The sequence below is a fragment of the Pseudomonas sp. MF6751 genome (genome assembly GCF_016613265.1).
Taxonomy (GTDB): Bacteria; Pseudomonadota; Gammaproteobacteria; order Pseudomonadales; family Pseudomonadaceae; genus Aquipseudomonas; species Aquipseudomonas fluorescens_BV.
Window position 1 is genome coordinate 1 of the sequence record NZ_JAENSV010000032.1, and the last position, 19,715, is coordinate 19,715.

Below are 19,715 nucleotides of genomic sequence, written 5' to 3' on the forward strand. Positions count from 1 at the left end.
CGCTGGCCGAACGCAGGCTTGAATTCGTGGGTAACCCGGCAGGACGCCGGGTTAGCCGCCCCGCGCCATGGATGGCGCGTGGCGGCGGCCCACGGATTCAAGCCTGTGTTCGGGCACACCGAGCCTAAGCGAGGTGCCGAGTGGTGGGGCAAGAGCGCTTTGGTTACTTTCGCGCTTTTCGAAAGTGACCCGCCGTCAGGGCGGAACCCTAAGTAGCCGTTACCGCAGGAATGGATATGTACACAATCCAGCTGTGTTGGCTGTCAGGCCGCTATCGCAGGCAAGCCAGCTCCCACAGTTAGATCGCGGGGGCGTCAGGTAGATAGCCATCGGCTGGCACGCCGCCATCGCCGCGATACGGCGACCCAACAAGCCAACTTTCATAGTGGGATCCAGGGCATCTCTCAGCGCTGGGTGGGAATACGAATATCGCCCCTCCGACACTGGCTCTTCACACTGCGCGGGCAACCGGCAAACGCGAGATCCTTGGTCAGGCACACCCGCACTTCCGACAGCACCTTGCCCTTGCAGATCACCGCCATACCGTGGTTGCCCATGCGTGGGTTGCTTTCGCGAAACAGCGCCTCGATCTCGTTGGCCTGCAATGACGGCGGCGTATTGAACGGCTGCAGTTGCTGCGGAATGGCAACCGCACCGAGCGCCACATCGGTCTTCTCCAGATACTCCAACGGCTCCAGCCCACTGCAGGTGCCATGCTTGGCCCATTCATGCTTGAGCAGCGTGCGGGTGGGAAACAGCGCCGCGCCCTTGTCCATTTCTGCCTCGCTCAAGCGCGTCTGCGGTGTGCAGGACGCCGGCCACCCTCCTCGCGCATATTGCGGCCACAAGCCATGCAGCACAAAGCCGTAGCCTTTACCTGAGCATTGCTCGTTGCCTGGGTGCGTGAGGCCAAACGTGGGTGACCACGAGAGCGATAGCACATAGAAATCAAACTCACCCGCCTGCCCTTGGCTGCGTGGCGCCGCCGTTGCCGCGGAGGCCATCAGCAGCCACACCACCATCCAGTATTTCATCCCGGTATTCCTTTAAAAGAGTAAAGCCTTACGCTATCGCCACGCCTAGGGATGCTGGGAGTAACGGTGTAACACCTTGTCCAGGATGATATCGGTCTTCAGCGCTTCGATGCCCAGCGACGGATGCTCGGCCTCGCCACGAATATGCGCGTTCATGTTCATGACATGGTGCCATTGAATATGGGTGTGACACGGCACGTCCAACACCTCGGTGGTCTCGCCTTCAAGACGCAGCGGCTGGTCCTCGAACACCGAAAACTGAATACGACCGCGACTGCCGATCAGTTCGACCCTGTCTTCGCGTCGGTCCGCCACAAAATTCCAGCAGCCCATGCCCAATGCACCGCTGGCAAATGTCCAGCAGGCCGTCACGGCATCTTCTGCCGCGTAGCGCCCAGCCTGTCGCGCCGAAAAGCCTGAGACCTCGACGATGTCCCCGGCCAGGTACTGGAACAGGTCGAACCCATGGCTCGCCAGGTCGGCAAAGTAACCGCCACCGGCAATGGCCGGATCGGTGCGCCAATTGGTAGCGTCGGAGTCTGTTACGGCAGCGGGTTTGCACAAGGTCCAGGTCAGGTGGCGCAACTCACCGATACGGCCTTCCTGCAGCCAGGTGCGCACTTGCTGGAAGCGTGGCAATGAACGCCGGTAGTAGGAGACAAACAGGTGCAGCCCGGCGCGCTCGAATGTGCGCTGCATCAACGCGCTCTGTTCAGCATTCAGCGACATCGGCTTTTCGACGCAACAATGTTTGCCCGCCGCGGCCACTCTCAGGGCGTACTCAAGGTGACTGGCGGGCGGAGTGGCGATGTAGACCGCATCCACCTCGGGGTCATCGATCAAGGCCTGGGCATCGGTATAACAACGGGCAATGCCATGGCGCGCCGCATAATCGCGCACCGCCTCGGCACGCCGCCCCATCACGGCGACCAATGCCGAACCTGGCGCTTTATAGAAAGCCGGTCCACTCTTCAATTCAGTGACACTGCCACAGCCGATCATGCCCCAGCGTATGGTCTTCATCTAATGTCCTCGGTCGTATTCGTCAATCGGGCAGTATCCACATACCGGCCCTAGCGCGCCATAACCACTTAGCATGACAATTGCATTACACTTTTATGACATTCATCCGGCGCGGGGGCACACTCGATGAAAATTAGGGCGACCGTCATTTGCGAACATGAGGGGCATATCCTCTTCGTACGCAAGGCCAGATCAAAATGGGCATTGCCCGGCGGGAAAGTAGAAGCGCACGAGCGCCCGGTAGGCGCGGCGGAACGTGAGCTGGAAGAAGAAACTGGTTTAAATGTGGACGGCTTGCTGTACCTGCAGGAGCTCAAGGCCCGCGACACCGTCCACCATGTGTTCGAGGCCTCGGTGGTCAATATCGACGAGGCACGGCCGTGCAACGAGATTGTCGATTGCCAGTGGTATGCCTACAGCGCCCTGGATGAGCTGGACACCACGGACGCCACCCGCCACATCGTCAAATCCTTCCTGCGGCGCCTCTGACGCGCTGGACGGCCGCTAACCTACCGCAGCAAACCCACGGCGCCCGGCCTTTATCTCGGTACGCAACTCACCAATCAGGTTGGAGATTGCACGGATGCTGTCCAGGCCCTCGGGCGATACACGGGTCAACAGCAAGTCGACACGACCGGACGTGGGCTCGAACACGCTGATGCGCAGCGAGCCGTCGCTGTTGAGGCAGCACTCGCACGCAAGCGGCAGGAAGCCTGAGGCCATGATGCGGTTGAATTCGGTGATGGAAATCATGATCAGCCCCCCGTCCCTGGGTTCTACCCGATTGAGGTGATGCAAGCAGCATAGATAAGGTTTTGCCGGCCGCCGGACAATTAATGCAAAAGTGTTAGCCAGCCCTCACTTTGTAGGGCGTCACCGGCCATGAACGACAGGCCGAGATTAAATCGCGGGCAAAAAAAATCCCAAGTAGCTGATGGAAACTTGGGATTTAAAAATGCATAAACCGTGGGAGGTGAACGCCCGGCTATAGTAGCGATTGTAAAAACATGTAACAAGATTATTTTAATCCTTTCGTCGGATTGAAAGCGTCGTAAGTCATTCAATAACCACATGTTTTTTAAGGTGGAAGGCAGTACTCGTGCTACTTTTTGGTGCGAGTAACGACAGTAAGTCCCTGTAGAAAAAATGGTTATTAACCGGGCGCAGCGCTTTCACGTAACTGTTCACTTAACTGCTTGCATGTTTCTTGAAGGGCCTCACGACTGGAAGCTGTGGCGCCCACCACGGCCTCCAGATGACGACACAGCGTCAGGCGTTCAGCCGCCTCTTTGCGCTGGCGGTCGACCTTGGCGTTAAGTTGAATGAAATAGAACCCCAGCAGCACGGCGACGCCAAGCACACCCACCGCGAGGTAGCGCAAGCTGTTGGATGATGGAGGCTCCGGGGCATTCATGGCCTTATGGCGCCCTGCGCTTTTCATAACGAACGTCATCACCATCGACCGGCCCCACAACGGACCAGCCGAGGCGCTGATAGAACCCATTGGCGCGGATTTCATCACGTCCATCAGTCAACAGGTAGAGCGTGTCGTGGTGCTCAAACAGGGCCGCCTCGGCCACCGCCATCAGTTGACGGCCCAGCCCCAGCTTCTCGTGCGATGGCAGCACGAACATTGCGAACACTTCACCTTCATCCAGGTCGACCATGGAAAACCCCGCCGCCTGGCCGTCCACTTCCGCGATCCAGCCGCAAGGTGCTGCGCGCAACGTATCGCTCAATACCTGCGGGGTAATCCCCAGGCCAGCCATCTGTTCAAGGCTCAGGTGGTTTTGCACTACCGAGGTGCGAATCGCGCACAGCGTGTCGACGTCATCAGGTGTCGCCGTTCGAATCAGCACTTGCATACCCGCCTCCATCAAGAAGTGCGCAATTGTATGCAAATACTCACACGGGGTTTGTCGTGGATTTGTAAAGGCCCCACGGCTGGTGCGGGCTACGGATTACTTGCGCGCGACCTTGTAGCGCAGGCAATCCTGGTAAAAGCTTTGACGAATCGCCTCGGGCTAGAGCCTTGAGCGGCTGTCATAGGTCTGCTCGGTGATGCCCATGGCCATCATGCGCATCCACGATTTGCTGAACTTGAGGGTCTGGATCTTCTGCCGGGCCGCGTATAGCGAAACGCCGGATAACTTTAGCTCCTGGGCCCTGGCGGCCGTGCCTGCGCCCCAACTGCACATGTACTTGTCACCCTCGCGCAATTCCCTGGCCTGCGCGACAGTCGCGCCGCCGGCCAGGGAGCAGGCAATCAGCATCATTCCCACAGAGCGCATTTGCATCCTCACCTAACCACCTGAAAATAAAAATGATTTTGGCGAGGATTTTGTTACAAAGGGGCCATTAAATTGCCTTACTGCGCAAAGCGACTCGTGGATGCTTCCTATCAAGGCTTGAGTTCGAAGAGCGCCGGCATCGGTGGCCACTGCGAAGGCACTTTACGAAAGCGGCTGAACCCGGCTGCCTCAGCCATCTGGCGGGCACGCTTCTCGCCCATGAATGCCCCCAGCCCTGCCCCACCATGGGACAGCGAACAGGTCATGCAATAGAGCGTGCTCTGCGGGTACATGACGCGCCCGAACAAGTTCATGTTCTCGTGCAGTTCTTCGGACAGGTTGAGCTCCACCATCAGGTAGGTACCGTCTTCGGCCGTGGCGGCGCGCAAATCCTTGAGCATCTGCTGAGGGTCGGTGGCATCGTGGATCACCACAAAGGTGGTCACGAAGTCGAATTGCTGGCCGCGCAAGGCGTCGGAGTCGTTCACCTCGAATTGCACCCGGTCACCCACGCCAGCCGCCTCGGCGTTGGCCCGCGCCAACTCGATGGAAGGCAGGTGGAAATCGCAGCCGACAATGCGCGCCTCGGGGTAGGCCTTGGCCATGGTGATCGCTGCAAGGCCTGCACCGCAGCCGAAATCCAGCACACTGCCGCCGGTCTTGAGCTTCTCTTCGACGCCGTCCAGGGATGGAATCCAGTGCTGGACCAGGTAGTGCTTGTACCAGGGCATGGTCATGCGCTCCATGCCTTTCCAGGTTTCCAGCGGGAACGCCTCTTCAGCGCAACCACCACCATGGCGGAAGGCCTCGATGACCTTGGGCGCCATGCTCACGAACGGCACGCTCAGCTGGATAATGCCACCGGCAAAATACGGCGAGTCTTCATCGGCCAGCACCGGCACAAACTCGGCGGGCATTTGGTAACGGCGGGTTTGCGCGTCGTAGGTCACATAATTGCCGGTGGCCATGCTGCCCAGCCATTCGCGCAAGTAACGTGCGTTGTAGCCGGTCTTGTGCGCCAACTCTTCAAGGGTCACCGCCTGGCCGTCGGCCAAAGCCTTGAACAAACCGAGCTGGTCGCCGATGTACAGCATGGCGCCGCGCAGCGTGTTGCCGTAATCCTCCATGATGCGCGCCGAAAACTGCTGGACCTTGGCTTTATCAACTTCCATAACGTTGGACATCTGTCGCTCCTTGATGAATTTGCGAATCTGTTCAGAGATCAATGGTTAGTGGCCAGCGAGTTTGGCCAGCACGTTGTCAACGATGCGCCCGGACATGCCCAGGTGCGTACGGGGCTCGAACAGCCGGGCCAGGGCGCCGTCATTCATGACCGCAAGCACCCGCGCATCGGCCTCGATTGCCTCGCGGATCGACACGTGATTGCGCTGGCTGGCCTGGGATACTTCGAAGATGATCTGGTAGGCGCTGCTCTTGCCCAGCTTGCGCGCCATTTCGAACACCACCGCTTCGGTGCAGATGGCATCGCCATAGGCCTGGGCGGTGCCTTCCATCTTCTGCACATTCACGGTGAGCCCATCGATGGTCTCGGTCAGAATCGAGAGCGCCATCAGCGCATAGTGGGAAACGTCCGCGACCGCGCACCACTCCAAGCGCGTACCGCGGTAATCGCGCTCATGCTCAAGAATCATCGCGTCCAGCGCGAGCATGACCTGGGCCTTGGCCAGCCGTGCCAACACCACCACCTGCTCGCAGCCTTCGGGGTTGCGTTTGTGCGGCATGGTGCTGCTGCCGATCTGCTGGTCGCTCCAGCCCACTTCCACTTCAGCGATTTCCCAACGATTGAGCGTACGGATTTCATCGGCTACGCGGGCCAGCGAGGCGGTGACCATGGCCAGGGTGCTGACGAACTCCGCAACGCGGTCACGGGACACATGCCAGCCTGTCAGGGGCACTTGCAGCGACAACCGCTGGGCAAAACGCTCCAGCATCGGCATGGCGTCCGGGCCGAACGCCGCCATGGTGCCGACCCCGCCGAACAGTTGCACCACCAGTACACGCTGGCGGGCTTCGGCCAAGCGCTGCCGGTGGCGCAACAGCTCATCGATCCAGCCGGCGACCTTCAGCCCGAAGGTGGTCGGCAAAGCGGGAATCGAGTGTGTCCTGGCGACCATCAGCGAGTCACGGTGCGCATCGGCCAGGGTCGACAACTTGCCCAGCAAAGTCTCCAGGGCCTGATCCATCGCATCAAGAACATCGCGCATCTCCAGGGATTGGGCGGTGTCCTGGATGTCTTGGGTGGTAGCGCCGTAATGCACGTATTCACGGGCACTGGGGCTACAATTTTTTTGCAGGGCGCTCAGCAATGGCATCAGCGAATGCCCAGTGGCAGCCACGCCCTCGGCCAGTTGGCGCACATTGATGCCCGATAGCAACGCGGCCTTTTCGATCTCCAGGGCCGCCTCGCGCGGGATGATGTTGACATCGGCCTGGGCCATGGCCAGCGCAGCTTCCACGTCCAGCCAACGTTGCAGGCGACAATGACTGCAGAAGATCTTGCGGCTCTGCGGGCCGGCATAACCCGAACCGTGGGTTTTCGAATCGAGGATGTGGCTGTGTTCGTGGCGGCATTGCTCGCCGTCATGATCAAAGCCCGGGTGGTCCGAACGTGCGGTGCAAGACGCACGGGCTGTCTTTTCCAATGTTTGCGCATCCATCACATACCCTCCGTAGCGTACAGGGACTGACTGATATTGCCTTGGGTTGCCATCACTGCTTCAGCGCCATCGCCTGAAGCGCGAGGTCGTGCTTTAGTTGCCACCAGATCGACCATCTCGGCCGCCAGCCCTGTGTAGGCTGTCGGGTCAAGCAAGTCATCGAGCGTTTGCGCGCTGAAACAACCGCGCAGCCGAGGGTCGCCAAGCAGCGCGTCGCGAAAGCAAACGCCCGCGTCCTGGGCCTGCAGGGCGATGTCGTGCACCAGATGATGGGCCGTCTGCTTGCCACACCGAGGCGCCAGCGCAAGCATCACGCGCTCCGACAGGATCAGCCCGCCCAGCAAGTCCAGGTTGCTGCGCATGCGCGCTTCACGCACCTGCAGCCCAGCCTGCAGCAAGCCTTCCATACGAGCGAGCAACGCACCGGCGTAAATGAACAGCTCGGGTAAGGCCGCCCATTCGATGCGCCAGGTGGTGCCGTCACGCTCGTGCATCTGGAAAGCGGCGTCGGTCAGCGCAACCATCTGCGCGCGCACCAGCCGCGACAGCGCGCTGATCAGGTCCACCGTCGATGGGTTTTGCTTGTGGGGCATGGTGCTACTCCCCACTTGCCCTGCTCGCCGCCCCTCGCGCACTTCGTCGATCTCGGTGCGCTGCAGGTGGTAGATCTCATTGGCGACACGGCCCAACGTCGCCGACGCCTGCACCAGCAACCACGCTGCTTCCAGGATTCGGTCGCGGGCGCTGTGCCAACTGCTCAACGGTGCCGACAGGCCGAGGCTTTCCAGGGTACGGCGCTGCACTTCCAAACCCTGCGGGCCAAGCCCGGCCAGGGTGCCCACGGCGCCGGTCAGGTTGCCGACCATCACCCGGGCGTAGGCTTCTTCGAAGCGTTCAAGGTGTCGATCAATCTCATCGACCCACACCGCCACCTTGTAGCCGAACGTGGTGGGCAGTGCGTGTTGACCATGGGTCCTGGCGACCATCGGCGTGTGCTTATGGCGCAGGGCGAGCGTGAGCAGATGCCCACGGATCCCGCGCAAGCGCTGCACCGCCAGGCCCCAGGCATCGCGGATTTGCAGGATCAGCCCGGTGTCGAGGATGTCCTGGGTGGTCACGCCGTAATGCACGTATTCGCCCAGCCCATCGGCGCATAACCCCTGCAATGCGCGCAGGGTCGGCACCAGGATGTGCCCGGTTTCCAGGCCTTCGCGCCCCAACGCGTCGAGGTCCAGCAGTTCCACGCTGGCTACTCGGGCAATCTCCCGGGCGGCCTCGTGGGGGATGAGGCCCATCTGCGCCTGGGTCGCCGCCAGCGCTGTTTCAACATCGAGCCACTTCTGCACCTGATTGGCATCAGAGAAGATCGCAGCAAATTCCGGGGACGAGTAAGCGCCCCCGTGGATACGGGATTCAGTGATATGACTTGGCATGTCGAGTTACTCGGGTTGTCCAGGGAGGGCTACTTCACGCGCTGTACTTCTTCCCAGACTGCATCGTAGTAAGCCCGCTCCAGCCGGAAGTGCTCGGCCAAAGACGTCAGGAACGCGTTCTGGAACCCGAGGTCCGGAATACGCCGTGAGATCAGTGCCCATTCACGCTTGGCCCGCGGCGGCACCAGGCTGATATGCACTTCGTAGTACTCCGCATCATCCTGGCTCAAGCCCGCATTGCGCAGGGCGTTGTACAGCTTGCCGTGGTTGCCCGGCACCACCAGTTCGGTGATGTAGAACACCGCCAGGCCCCAGCCGACATCGGGGTTGCGGAAACAGCGTGCGCGGTTGTTGAGGTAGGCGATTTCCTCGGGCATCGTCGAGAGCGCCTCGAAATCGGCATTCAGGCCCACGGCGGCAAGCAGCTTGGCCAACAGGCGGGGGTGGGAGCGCCGCTCGTCTTCTTCGCCCAACTCGCCGTAGAGATAACGCGCCAGGGCGGCCGCCTCGTCCACATCGGTCAGGTTGACCAGCAGGTCGGCGGCATCCCGGTACAGGCGGTACGTGCGGAACCATTGATGGCGCAAAAACACCTGCAGTTGCTCGCGAGAGGCTTTGCCTTCAAACACATACTGCGACATCGGATGGTTTTCCCGCGACTGCGCGGCAATCTGCTCTTCCAGGCGTTGCTGGAAACCAGCCTCGGACAAGGGTGATGCCAGGTCGGCTGACGGCATGAAACGCTCTTGCACGCTATAGACGGCATTGGCCAGCCAGCGCCGGGTCGAGGCGGTGGCCACGTCATCGCTCAGCGACAGGATGTACAGCAATTGCTGGCACTGCGCTGCATTCGCGGCGTCGCCACGTTGGCCGGTCTCGCACAGGGCGCGCAGCATATTGGCGGCAATTTCGATGCGATTGAACGTCGCGTCCGGCTTCAAGGCTTCCGCCAACAGACGGGCTTCGGGCGTGTGAATATTCTGCAATTGCGGCAGGGAAAAATTATGCGGGCTCATCATGTGCTCCATTATTTTTGTTTTCGGATCGCAGGTCGTTCAGGCAGACAGGCGTTGGGCCTGCATCTGCTGCCACAGGCTGTCGAAGTAGGCTTTGTTGATTTCGAAGTGGCGCTTGAGTGCGCGCATGAAAGTGCGCTGAAAGCCCTCCTCGCTGGCGAACTTGGCAATCAGTGCCCACATTTCCTCGGTGTCGATTTCATCCTGGGTGCCATGCAAGCGGTGGAATTCGCTGGGCTGCTCTGGAACGTCGAGGCGCTGCAACAGCTCGTAGATGCGCCGATGGTTGACGCAACTGACCGACTCCACCGCATACAGCAGCGCAAGGCCCCAGGCGACATCCGTGTGGCGCACACAGCGAATGCGATTATTCAGGTAGGCCTTTTCCAGCGCATGCAACGCGGGGAAGTCGATGGCCAGCGGAATATCGAAATACTCCATCAGATGGGCGAGCATCGCCGGGTGCGAACGCTCCGGTGTCTCAGCCCCTGCTTCGCCGTACAGGTTGCGGTAAAACACCGAGGCGTCCTCGATGGCTTCGAAGCGAAAGGCCAGTTCGGCCAGCAGGCTGTAGAAGTTGTAGGAACGGGTCCAGTGATGCTCCAGGAAGAAGCGCACATCCTGCACCGGCGGCGTACCTTGGAACAGGTGTACCGACATCGGGTGGTTGACCCGGCTACGTGCGGCGATTTCAGCGTCGACCTGTTGACGGAACTCCTCCACCGGCAACGCGGTGAAGCCCGGCACGTCGGCGGCGAACTCATCTTCGACGCGGTAGACCTCGCTGGCCATCCAGCGCCGGGTCGGCTCGGTGCGCGGGTCACCTGGAATGTGCAATTGCAGCAAGGCTGACTGATAGTGCGCGTAGGCGCCAGCGTCTCCCGACAGGCCTTGTCGAGTCAGTGCGAGCAGCGCTTCCAGCGCGCGGGTGACCTGGGTGTAGTTGGCGCCGGGTTCCAAGGCATTCGTCATCAGCCGCGAGGCGGTGGTGAACAGATCGGAATCCGAGCGTTGTTGCAGGGTAGCAGTATCCATTGATAACCCCTGAATCTTGTTTTTGTGGTTGGACATACTCGGAAAAAAGCCTAAAGGTTCCCGTAGTGGCAAGGTCAACACCTGTAGGAAAATTCTTTCAAGGCTTGGCGATGGGAGGTGATGGCCTCAGGGCGGAGCCCTAAGTAGCCGTTACCGCAAGAATGGATATGTACACGATCCAACTGTATCGGCTGTCAGGCCGTCTTCGCAGGCAAGCCAGCTCCCACATTTAGATCGCGGTGCGTCAGTTAGATCAGCGTCGGCTGTCAGTCCGTCACGGGAGCAAGCTCCCTCGCCACAGGTCCAGCGTCGCACCAAAGTTGTGTAGTTACCTATGGCCGTCGCCGGCGAGCCAGCGCCCACAGTTGGATCGGGGTGCCAGGTAGATAGGGTCGGTCATCAGACCAACGCCCTGCGCTCAAGCACAAAGCGCGGCAACTGATCCCCAGGCAGTGCCCTGCTGAAATACCAGCCCTGGATAAACAATTCAGGCCCGTTACTCAAGAACGCCAATTGCTCAGCCGTCTCGACCCCTTCCACTACCACGCCCAGGTCCAGGGCCTCGCAGAAGCGCAACATACCGGTGAGCACCTGGGCCCCTTTAGGGTCGTGCTGGGCAACCACAAAACTGCGGTCGATCTTGATGAAATCCACAGGAAACTGGTGCAGATAGCTCAACGCAGAAAACCCAGTGCCAAAATCATCCAGATAGACCTTGGCCCCCATGGCTTGCAACTTCTGGATGGTCTGGCGGGTGGCCGGGATGTCGCTGACCAGTGCGTCTTCGGTAATTTCCACTGAAACTTGCCCACGGGCCTGGCCCAGAATTTCCACCAGGCGGTCGCCATAGGCGGCATCCTTTAGTGTGGTGCTGGAAATATTGATGGTCATCGGCAGTTCAAAACCCACCTTCTGCCATTTCTGATACTGGCGCACGGCCTGGGATGCCACCCACACATCCACGTCCGGCATCAGCCTGGCGTGCGCCAGCCATTGCAGGAACTCCCACGGCGAATGCACCGTGCCCTGGCTGTCCCGGGCGCGCATCAGCGCCTCGCACCCGGTGCACAAACCGGTGCGGGTGGAGACCTGGGGTTGAAACTCAAGATAGAACTCGTAATCGCTGATCTGCTGGATGCGGTTCAACTCAGCCGCCTGGCGGGCCAATGTCTGGTGGGTGGCCAGCACCGGGTCGAACTCTAGCAGACGGCCTTTTTCCTCAAGGCCGCGGAACGTCATGTCCAAAGATTTGAGATACACCGTGCTGCCATCGCTGGACTGGCGATGAATCGCTCTCACGTAGGGCGCATACACCAGCGTCCCGGCCCCCAGCAGAACGATCTGCAACACCACCGCCGCCACGTCGCCGTGGGTGCTGAGGTATGCATTGAGCAGCACCGGGGCGGTAAACGGCACGCTGGCCACCGCCGGCGATACCCAGCCCAGTTGCACCACCATCAACGCCACCATCGCGTTGAACGCCGGTACCAGTAGAAACGGTATAAACAGGCGCGGGTTGAGGATGATCGGCAAACCGAACAACAGCACCTCGCTCACATTGAATAACGACAACGGCAAACTCGCCACCGCCAGCAAGCGCATGGACTGGCTTTTGGAAAACAGCAGGATCGCCAGCAGCAGGCATAAGGTTGCCCCCGAACCACCGATAAACGCAAAACTGCCCAGCAAGCCGTTATTGAGCAAGTACAGCACCGGCTCGCCCGCCGCCAACGCTGCGCCATTGAGCGCCACGGCCTGGTCCAGGGCATCGAATAACGGCTGCATGGCATACACGCCGTGAATGCCGAAGAACCACAGCAGCGAATTCATCAGTGTCACAAACAACCCGCTGCCGTAAGGCGTCTGCAACGCATCAAGCACCTGCGGCCCCTGGATTTGCGCCACATGGGGGATCAACAGCAGCAACGACAACACGGTCACCAACGACAAGGCCGTGAGTGCGCCGGGTATCACCATGTTGATGGTACCCTTGAGGTTATGGCCGACCAGGTCCTGGTTGACCAGGCGTGTCCAGCGAAAGCGGTGCAGCCAGGCAATGGCCGGCACGTTGATCAAGGGCGAAGCAATGGCAATAAACAGGAGGAATGTGGCCGAAGCACGCGGGTACTCACGCAGCACGAAGGTGGCGACCACCACATGGGCCAGGCACAGGAAGGCAACCGGCAGCTGTGGCAGACGGTGTTGAATCGCCAACATATAACCGATGGAGGCCGCGACCAGCAGTGGGATCACCGAACTGATCTGTTTATGCAACCCCGCCAGGAAACTCACCACTTGGGGATCGAACCCCAGCGCCAGGGCGCACTCGGACAGAATCAGGAAGCCGGCGGACACCAACAGGCACGGCAGAATCCACAGCAGCCCCTCACGAATTGCACGCAACGACTCCGTGCTGGCCAGGACCGCCAGGCGCTGAGTCAGGAAAAGTTTGAACAGGGTGTGCGCCATGGGCCGTCCTCTGCCTGTCACCGACTGCCGCTGAAGATCAGCGGCCGGAAACACCGCTAACGCTACACGCCCTGATAGCCGAAGCGAAAGCCTTTATCCCCGTCCCAACCCGGCTTTTTACCAGTGAATGCCGGGCTGCCAGGATAATTCCCTACAGATTTAACGAACTTTCTGACTTGAATCATCCCCTAAGGCTGTCTGAGTCGGTATCATCCGCACGGTTTGTGCGTGTTAAACGATGTTACAACCTGTCTGATAATGGGTACGCACTCAGGGAATCTTGCCTGGAACGACAACAGGCCAAAGGAGAGAACCTCACTATGCAAGACAAGCGCTCAAGTAACATGCGTCCTCTATTCGTCACCATTGTGCTGTGGTTGTGCAGCGTGGTGTTGCTGTTTGTGATCAAGAACGTCATTGAATTGTTTACCGGGCCTGTGGCTGAAACCTGGGTAGACCTGACGCTGGTGCTGATCGCCTACCTGATGTTTTTCTTGCTGGCGCCGTTGCAGAACTGGATGCGACGCAGGTCGCGCAAGCGTGCCCGCCATCACCTCAACGCACGCACGTCCGATGGCAGCTCTCATCCTTCGCGTTAAGGTGTCTACCTGTGTCGGCACCTAACGATACTTATCAGCTTGCACTGGACAGGTTCCTGCGCGAACAACCGCAGGTCGCTGCCGAGTTGGACAGTCTTAACCCGCTGGTAGCCCAGGCCAGGGGCGAAACCCTGGCGCAGTATCGCGCCGAACGCCTGCATGAGGCCTTCGAGGCACACGCTGAACAGCAGCAGCTGTTCGCCTGGGAATTGACCCTCAAGCTGACGGCCGATTCCACCGAAGCCTTCGAGGCCCAGCGCCGTGAAGTGCATAAAGAAGTCGCACAGATGGCGGGCATGGAATGGCTGGAGTACTGTCAGCTGCACGGCTTGGCCGTTTGACCTCTTCCCTACAAGCGCCAGCGTGGCCGGTTGCGCCCCATGACTTGGCGCAACTCGGCGACCGTTATGCTTCGGTGCTGCGGGTCCACCGCCAGCGCAGCCTGTAACGCCGTCCAGCAATGCCTGGGCAACTGCGCAGGCCGGGACAGTCGGTCCATTGCGCAACGTTCGCCAACACGCTTGCCATGGGCCAGTTCGTATAGGATGCAGGCCACGCCGTACAAGTCGGCGGCCGCAGTCAACGCCCCGCCGGCCAACAGTTCCGGGGCTGCGTAGGCAGGTGTCCAGGCATTGAAACGACTGCGGCTGACACTCGGCAAACCCACCCCAGCCTGCCCGGCGGCATGGCCCAGCCCAAAGTCGAACAAGCGCACGCCCTCCTCGCCCACCATGACATTGGCTGGTTTGACGTCACCGTGCAGCACGTTTTGCTGGTGGGTGTAGACCAAGGCATCCAGCAACTGCAAGGCGATGGGTTGCAATTCGCGCCAGGGCAACCCATAAGGGCATTCCAGCAGCAGACGGTCCAGGGTCAGCCCCTGCAACAACTCCATGGTGAAGAACGCGACCTGGCTGTGTGTGTCGACTTCGAACGAGAACGTCCGTACCACGCGGTCGTGCCGAAGGCTGCGGGTCAACGCAAACTCGTTGTACAACAACACATGCGCATCGGGACATTGGGAAATGGATTCGTCCACCAGCTTGAGCGCCACGTTCGAACAGCGCTCGCCTAATTGCTCGTGCAGCAGGTCGCGCGCACGGTACACAACGCCCATACCCCCTCTGCCCAAGACATGCTCAAGGTGATAACGCCCAACCAGCAGACGCAAGGCTTGTGGGGACGCGCTCAAGGCTGCACGACAACCGCAGTCAGGTCATCGTGTACCGGCCTGCGCAACGCCCCTGCAAATAGCCGATCCACCGCCTGCTGGGGCGTTTGCATACTCAACGCCCGTCCCAGGTCCACATGGCTGAGGGCCTGATACAAACCATCACTGCATAATAAAAATACATCCCCTGGGCGGGTACTGAGTTCCAATGCCTCAAGGTGCAACCGCGAACCCGCGCCCACGGCTCGGGTCAAGGCCCTGGCATCGGGGTAGGCCTGGGCTTGCGCGACGCTGAGGTGACGTTCGTCCATGAGCCGCTGCAGCAACGAATGGTCCTTCGACAATTGGTAGAGACTCTGCCCGCGCCATAGGTAGCAGCGACTGTCTCCCGCCCAGAGACAAGCCGCCCGGCCTTTCTCCAGCAGCAGTGCAACTACGGTACTGCCCATCGTCGCGTCACCAGGTGCGCCAGGTTCTGTCCATGCACGCCTCAACCCTTGGTTGACGCCTTGCAAACAGCTGCGAACGGCCTGGATACGCTGATCAAGGTTGCCCTGAGCCGACACGGCTGCCAACTGCCTGACCACCCATTGGCTGGCGACATCCCCGTTGCGATACCCGCCCATGCCGTCCGCAACCGCCCAGCAGCTTCGGCGCGGGTCGTCCAGGAATGCATCCTCGTTGCGCAGCCGCGCCTGCCCCTGCTGCGTACGACCAGCGCTGCGCCAGGGGGCTGCCATCTTCACAGTTGCTCCGGCAAGCGAAAGGTGCGCCATGTATCCACATCAAACGGGACAGGTGTGCGTTGGCTGGTCAGCAGGTAAGTGACGCGCAGGCCGGCGAGGTCTGCCTTGAAAACCTGAGCATTTTGCCCACTGGCGGGTTCTCTCTGCAGCTGGTCCAGAAACCGGAACAGTGACCAAGCCCCTGTGTTCTTCTCGATTCCCAAGGGTCGCTGCTCGGTGCCTTTCTCCAGGACGAGACTGCTGCGCCCATTGTCTGCATCGGTGGGCCAACGGAACGCCACGGGTACGATGGGACCGTGGCGATATTCCAATTGCTGGTCACCCACGCGCAGAATCGCACGACTGATCGATGGGTCCAGGCTGTAGGGCGCCACGGTAAACCGCACAGATAACTCCTCCGTGTCCTCGGTAAAAAAACCGCGGCGTATGGCCTGGGTTTTTGTCAATTGCTCCAACAGCGAACGCGAAACCGGCAAGCTCTGGCCATCCAGCCCACTCAATCGGTAGCGAGTGCCGTCGACACTGATGAAAGGCCGCAGGTAGTTCTCATAAAAGCGCGCCATCACCCCTCGTGGCTTGAAGAACTCCTGAAAATCATGAAGGGCTACGTCATTGCTCGCGTTGGCATGGAACGGGTAACGTCGTCCAATTGCCTTGGCGTAAGGGCTACGCACATCGCTCTGATAGCGTTGGTTGACGTGCACATAGGCCTGCTCCAGCAAATGCCGCCAACTCTCGTCGGCCAGGCCCTCAAGCCAGCCGGCAACGGGTAGCGGCAGACGCGCAGCGGCATCACGCAGGCTACCCAGCACATCCTGCTGCCCCTCCATACGCTGCCGGGCACGCAGGAAGGCTGCCTGCTCGGGTGCGCTGTCACGGTTCAATGCCGTCAGTTGCAAGTGCAGTTCATCCAACTGACGCAAAGCCTGGGTCAACTCTGCTCCGGGGTTGTTCTGCTCATCCAGCAATTGATGCAAAGGCTCGAATTTTTGTTGCAGCGCCCGCCGCGCAGCATCAGCAAACGCCACTGGCCCAGCCACCAGCGCCGCCTTGGCCACGTCTGCAGGATGTTGCACTGCTTTATCGAGCAGCTCATGACCTGGCAGCAAACGCGTGTTTTCACGCAGCTGTTGCAACAACCGAATCAAAGGGGACTGGGCCGAAGTCAGGCTCATGAGCTGCTCGGCGTCCTGGCGTAGGCTGTCGGTCTCTTGCAGCGTGATACGGCCGAGAACATCGCTCCAGGCATCGGCATATTCACTGAAATAGCGCTGCTGCAATTGCGCCATCAGCCGACTCAAATCTTGATGGCCCAGGTCGGTACCCTCACCGAGCACCCAGTTATCCCGGGCAATGGTGTCAACCAACCGCGGGCCCTGCGTCTCAAAGTACTGCAGATACCTTTTGGTATAGAAACCCGGTACGGAGGGCGCGATACCAGCGAATACATTGCCCTCGGCCAAGCGCAAGGGTTCCAGGTCGCGGGCTTGTTCGCGCAGTACCCGATACACCACGTCGGCCAATGACTCGCCCCTCAGTGCTTCGCGAGCCTGAGCCACCCGTTCCTCGTTGAGCGGCCCGACAAACGGGCGCTCAAGCAGCCGCGCAAAGTGATCATTCAGGCGCTTCTGTGTCGACAGGTCCCCGGCAAAACGCTCCGACCAGAGTCTCGCCATATGTTGTGCCAGCCAAGCAGCCTCACGGCGCTCGCGCACGTTGAGCATCAAATACGCGCGCAGATTGTCCAATAGCCGGTCCCGATCTCCCAGGCTGGCATATACCTGCTCGTCCAGTTGGGCGGTTATCCAACGCAGCAATTGCTGGTGCAGTGCCTGCTCATAGGCGTGTTCGACACTGGGCCGACTCAGCTCGCCCTGATACAGCCCAACGTGCTCGACCAGGCGCACATCTGCCGACCTGGGAAAAACCCGGGTCGCCGCCAGCCGCGTATCCAACAGCGCCAACAGCGCCGTGCTGTCATCGCTGGCTTGCGAGCCAAGCGGCGGGAGAGCTACCAGTGCCGCCAACTGCGCCAGTCGTTGATGGTTGACGGCATAACTGTGCCACCACAGCCCGCCGACACCGCCAATAACCAAGGCTACGGCCATCGCTTGCAACCCCTGGCGCCAACGGATTCGCTGTCGTTCCTCGGCCTGCAAGCCCGCGAGGTCGGCTTCGGCAAAGATTGCCTGGCTGAACAGGCCCTGCACAAATCGCGGGTGCCGGCCATCGGCGCAGGTCAGGAAAATCCCTCGCAGACCATTGATGGGTTGGTAGCGATGAGAGGAAAACGCCATTTCAGCGAACAGATTCACGCGTTCACCTATTCGTGCCACCTGCTGGGGGAATCCCAGCATCTGCCCCCGGCGCTCGACATTGCGCTCCTGGTGCAATCGCCCGATCAGCTCACTATTCAAGCGCTCTAACAATCGCTCGACCGCCCGGCGAACCTGCGTAGTGTCAGTATCCTCGACATGGGCGTCCAAGTGCTGCCCAAGCAAGCTGTCAGCACTCTCTGCGTGGGGCAGGTCGAAGAACTCAGCGAATCCCGACAACCGATCGGCCTGGGTCAAAACCAGGTAGATCGGCACATCCACATGCAACGTCTGCTGGATCTCCTGCAAACGTGAGTGCACACGGCGTGCGTGATGATCCAGGTCGTACTCGTTGATGCTCAACAACGTGTCGACCGACAGCGTCACCACCACACCATTCAGCGGACGCACTCGGCGCCGCCATCTGAGCAGATTGAGCAGGGTTGCCCAACCTGCGGCATCCACTAAACTGTCAGGCTGGGTAAGGTAGCGCCCCGGCGTGTCGACGAGTACGCCTGTGGCGGCGAAGTACCAATCACAATGAACGCTACTGCCCATTGGCCGACTTTGGGCAGGGTCGAGCGCCAACGGCAAGCCGGCGGCAGCCAGTAACTGCGTTTTGCCACTGCCCTGCTCGCCGATCAACAGGTACCACGGCAGATCATCGCGCCAGCGTGCGTTATGCACGCCATAATGGCTGGATGTTTTCAGCAGATGCACAGCGTTTTTGAATCGAGCGCTTACCTGACGGCGCTCATCCTCAACCCACTTCAACGGCTGCTGACGCGGGGGCCTTTGGCGCCTGGTAGCACTACCAGTATCCGTAAGCGCTATCACCAGCCCCCACAGTAAAAACACGATGCTGATGGTAAGCAGGCGAGCAGTCGTCCCCTGCCAGATACGATAGTCATCCACTGCCAACAGCGGCCCTAAAAACCACACGAGTGCCGCACAGGAAAGCGCCAGCAGGAGGCTCCAAACCCAAACCCTGCCCAGCACGGCGCCCATCCTTTTGAAGAATGCGCTCATTCATTGCTCCAGCGTTTACAAGGGCGTACGAATCAGGTCCGACGCCGAGAATTGAAGGGGTTGCAGTGCATTCGATCGCTCCTTGCTCAGTACCCAGGCAAATCCTGTATACAGAGCCAACAAACAGCTCAGGGTGAATGCCACACACCAGGTGACGGGAATGACACGGATCCGCTTGTGCAGGTCCTTCCCCTGTATGACAGGCAGTAGCGGCGCCTTCAGAGGTTCCCCACGTACATGCCTGATCTGGCGATACAAGGCATCACGAACAGCCTCAAGTTGTGACGCGCCCCGCTCCATGACCCGGTATTTGCCTTCGAACCCCAAAGACAGGCACAGGTACAAAAGCTCCAGCATCGCCAGGTGCTTGAGGGGGTCGCGCGACAGCCGCTCCAGCAGTTGGAAAACTTTTTCGCCCCCGAAGGTTTCGTTATGAAAGCGGCTCAACAGGCTCTTTTTCGACCACTCGCTCTGCGCCCCCCACGGAGTTATCAAGACCGCCTCGTCAATCACACTGCACAACACATAACGCGCCGATATTATCTGGCTGCTTTCCACGCCGCCCTGCAAAGCGTGGGTTTCAAATTGATTGACAGCCAACGACAACCGCTCGTTGAGCGTGTCCCAACTTTCACGGCCAGAACAGCGCCTGAGCCCTACGACCTCGGACAATACCGCCCAGGCCGCGTCGACTATAGGGTTGAGCCCAACCTGGAAGCTTTGCGTATCGAGCCTGAGGCCGGCGTAGATCATGCGATCTTCCAGCTGCTCATAACGCGGCGGCGACGGGAAGTCCGTTAAGGGTCCTTGGGCTGGCCCATGACTTTCCCGGTCGAGCAGGACGGTTTTTTCATCTTGAGTGCATTCACTTTCCAT

18 protein-coding genes and 1 pseudogene are annotated in these 19,715 nt (G+C 60.1%); 3 read left to right on the top strand and 16 right to left on the bottom strand.

The genetic code is table 11. The features are described 5' to 3' along the window. Nucleotides 1-404 precede the first annotated feature (404 nt). Both JJD66_RS21020 and JJD66_RS21025 read right to left on the bottom strand, forming a co-directional pair. On the bottom strand, nt 405-1,034 hold the full coding sequence (locus JJD66_RS21020) for a ribonuclease T2 family protein (RefSeq protein ID WP_200648931.1): 630 nt from the start codon (nt 1,032-1,034) through the stop codon (nt 405-407). A 45-nt stretch (nt 1,035-1,079) separates the two neighbouring features. Further along, nucleotides 1,080-2,057 carry a Gfo/Idh/MocA family protein gene (locus JJD66_RS21025; protein ID WP_200648932.1) on the bottom strand — a complete coding sequence of 326 codons (978 nt, stop codon included), beginning with the start codon at nt 2,055-2,057 and terminating at the stop codon, nt 1,080-1,082. Between the two features lie 126 nt (nt 2,058-2,183). Here JJD66_RS21025 and JJD66_RS21030 point away from each other — a divergent pair, with 126 nt between their 5' ends. Continuing rightward, nucleotides 2,184-2,546, top strand: coding sequence for an NUDIX hydrolase (locus JJD66_RS21030; protein WP_014718243.1), 363 nt, complete (start codon nt 2,184-2,186; stop codon nt 2,544-2,546). A 15-nt stretch (nt 2,547-2,561) separates the two neighbouring features. On the opposite strand, the gene JJD66_RS21035 is transcribed toward JJD66_RS21030, so the two are convergent. The 10 genes and pseudogenes from JJD66_RS21035 to JJD66_RS21080 form a co-directional block, all read right to left on the bottom strand. Beyond that, nucleotides 2,562-2,810 carry a DUF1652 domain-containing protein gene (locus JJD66_RS21035; RefSeq protein ID WP_105227060.1) on the bottom strand — a complete coding sequence of 83 codons (249 nt, stop codon included), beginning with the start codon at nt 2,808-2,810 and terminating at the stop codon, nt 2,562-2,564. Nucleotides 2,811-3,210: 400 nt separating this feature from the next. Continuing rightward, on the bottom strand, nt 3,211-3,498 hold the full coding sequence (locus JJD66_RS21040) for a hypothetical protein (protein WP_234452290.1): 288 nt from the start codon (nt 3,496-3,498) through the stop codon (nt 3,211-3,213). Further along, the gene (locus JJD66_RS21045; protein WP_200648934.1) at nt 3,476-3,922 is read right to left on the bottom strand and encodes a GNAT family N-acetyltransferase; all 447 of its coding nucleotides are present in this window, start codon (nt 3,920-3,922) and stop codon (nt 3,476-3,478) included. The genes JJD66_RS21040 and JJD66_RS21045 overlap by 23 nt, the downstream gene beginning before the upstream one ends. 96 nt (nt 3,923-4,018) lie before the next feature. Further along, nucleotides 4,019-4,348, bottom strand: a pseudogene (locus JJD66_RS21050) (hypothetical protein). Nucleotides 4,349-4,458: 110 nt separating this feature from the next. Then, entirely contained in the window at nt 4,459-5,532 is a 1,074-nt protein-coding gene (locus tag JJD66_RS21055; RefSeq protein ID WP_014718237.1) for a class I SAM-dependent methyltransferase, read from the bottom strand. A gap of 45 nt (nt 5,533-5,577) precedes the next feature. Beyond that, the gene (locus JJD66_RS21060; protein WP_105227063.1) at nt 5,578-7,026 is read right to left on the bottom strand and encodes a class-II fumarase/aspartase family protein; all 1,449 of its coding nucleotides are present in this window, start codon (nt 7,024-7,026) and stop codon (nt 5,578-5,580) included. Next, nucleotides 7,026-8,459 carry an adenylosuccinate lyase gene (gene purB / locus JJD66_RS21065; protein ID WP_200648935.1) on the bottom strand — a complete coding sequence of 478 codons (1,434 nt, stop codon included), beginning with the start codon at nt 8,457-8,459 and terminating at the stop codon, nt 7,026-7,028. The genes JJD66_RS21060 and purB overlap by 1 nt, the downstream gene beginning before the upstream one ends. A 29-nt stretch (nt 8,460-8,488) precedes the next feature. Next, nucleotides 8,489-9,475 (bottom strand): HOASN domain-containing protein, encoded by a 987-nt coding sequence (locus JJD66_RS21070; protein WP_105227065.1) that lies wholly within the window; start codon nt 9,473-9,475, stop codon nt 8,489-8,491. Between the two features lie 39 nt (nt 9,476-9,514). Continuing rightward, on the bottom strand, nt 9,515-10,510 hold the full coding sequence (locus tag JJD66_RS21075) for an HOASN domain-containing protein (protein WP_105227066.1): 996 nt from the start codon (nt 10,508-10,510) through the stop codon (nt 9,515-9,517). Between the two features lie 399 nt (nt 10,511-10,909). Beyond that, entirely contained in the window at nt 10,910-12,979 is a 2,070-nt protein-coding gene (locus JJD66_RS21080) for an EAL domain-containing protein (protein ID WP_198716124.1), read from the bottom strand. A gap of 344 nt (nt 12,980-13,323) precedes the next feature. On the opposite strand from JJD66_RS21080, the gene JJD66_RS21085 reads away from it, so the two are divergent. Together JJD66_RS21085 and JJD66_RS21090 are read left to right on the top strand one after the other, a co-directional pair. After that, nucleotides 13,324-13,578 (top strand): hypothetical protein, encoded by a 255-nt coding sequence (locus JJD66_RS21085; protein WP_232914494.1) that lies wholly within the window; start codon nt 13,324-13,326, stop codon nt 13,576-13,578. Nucleotides 13,579-13,589: 11 nt separating this feature from the next. Continuing rightward, on the top strand, nt 13,590-13,919 hold the full coding sequence (locus JJD66_RS21090) for a DUF6388 family protein (protein WP_198716125.1): 330 nt from the start codon (nt 13,590-13,592) through the stop codon (nt 13,917-13,919). A gap of 8 nt (nt 13,920-13,927) precedes the next feature. Here JJD66_RS21090 and JJD66_RS21095 read toward each other — a convergent pair whose 3' ends face one another. From JJD66_RS21095 to icmH, 4 genes are read right to left on the bottom strand one after another with little or no spacing between them, the layout of a single operon-like run. After that, the gene (locus tag JJD66_RS21095) at nt 13,928-14,770 is read right to left on the bottom strand and encodes a serine/threonine-protein kinase (protein WP_200648936.1); all 843 of its coding nucleotides are present in this window, start codon (nt 14,768-14,770) and stop codon (nt 13,928-13,930) included. Beyond that, on the bottom strand, nt 14,767-15,489 hold the full coding sequence (locus tag JJD66_RS21100; RefSeq protein ID WP_105227070.1) for a PP2C family protein-serine/threonine phosphatase: 723 nt from the start codon (nt 15,487-15,489) through the stop codon (nt 14,767-14,769). The genes JJD66_RS21095 and JJD66_RS21100 overlap by 4 nt, the downstream gene beginning before the upstream one ends. A 2-nt stretch (nt 15,490-15,491) precedes the next feature. Beyond that, nucleotides 15,492-18,839 carry a type VI secretion system membrane subunit TssM gene (tssM, locus tag JJD66_RS21105; RefSeq protein ID WP_200648937.1) on the bottom strand — a complete coding sequence of 1,116 codons (3,348 nt, stop codon included), beginning with the start codon at nt 18,837-18,839 and terminating at the stop codon, nt 15,492-15,494. Nucleotides 18,840-18,854: 15 nt separating this feature from the next. Then, on the bottom strand, nt 18,855-19,715 hold the full coding sequence (gene icmH, locus JJD66_RS21110) for a type IVB secretion system protein IcmH/DotU (protein ID WP_200648938.1): 861 nt from the start codon (nt 19,713-19,715) through the stop codon (nt 18,855-18,857).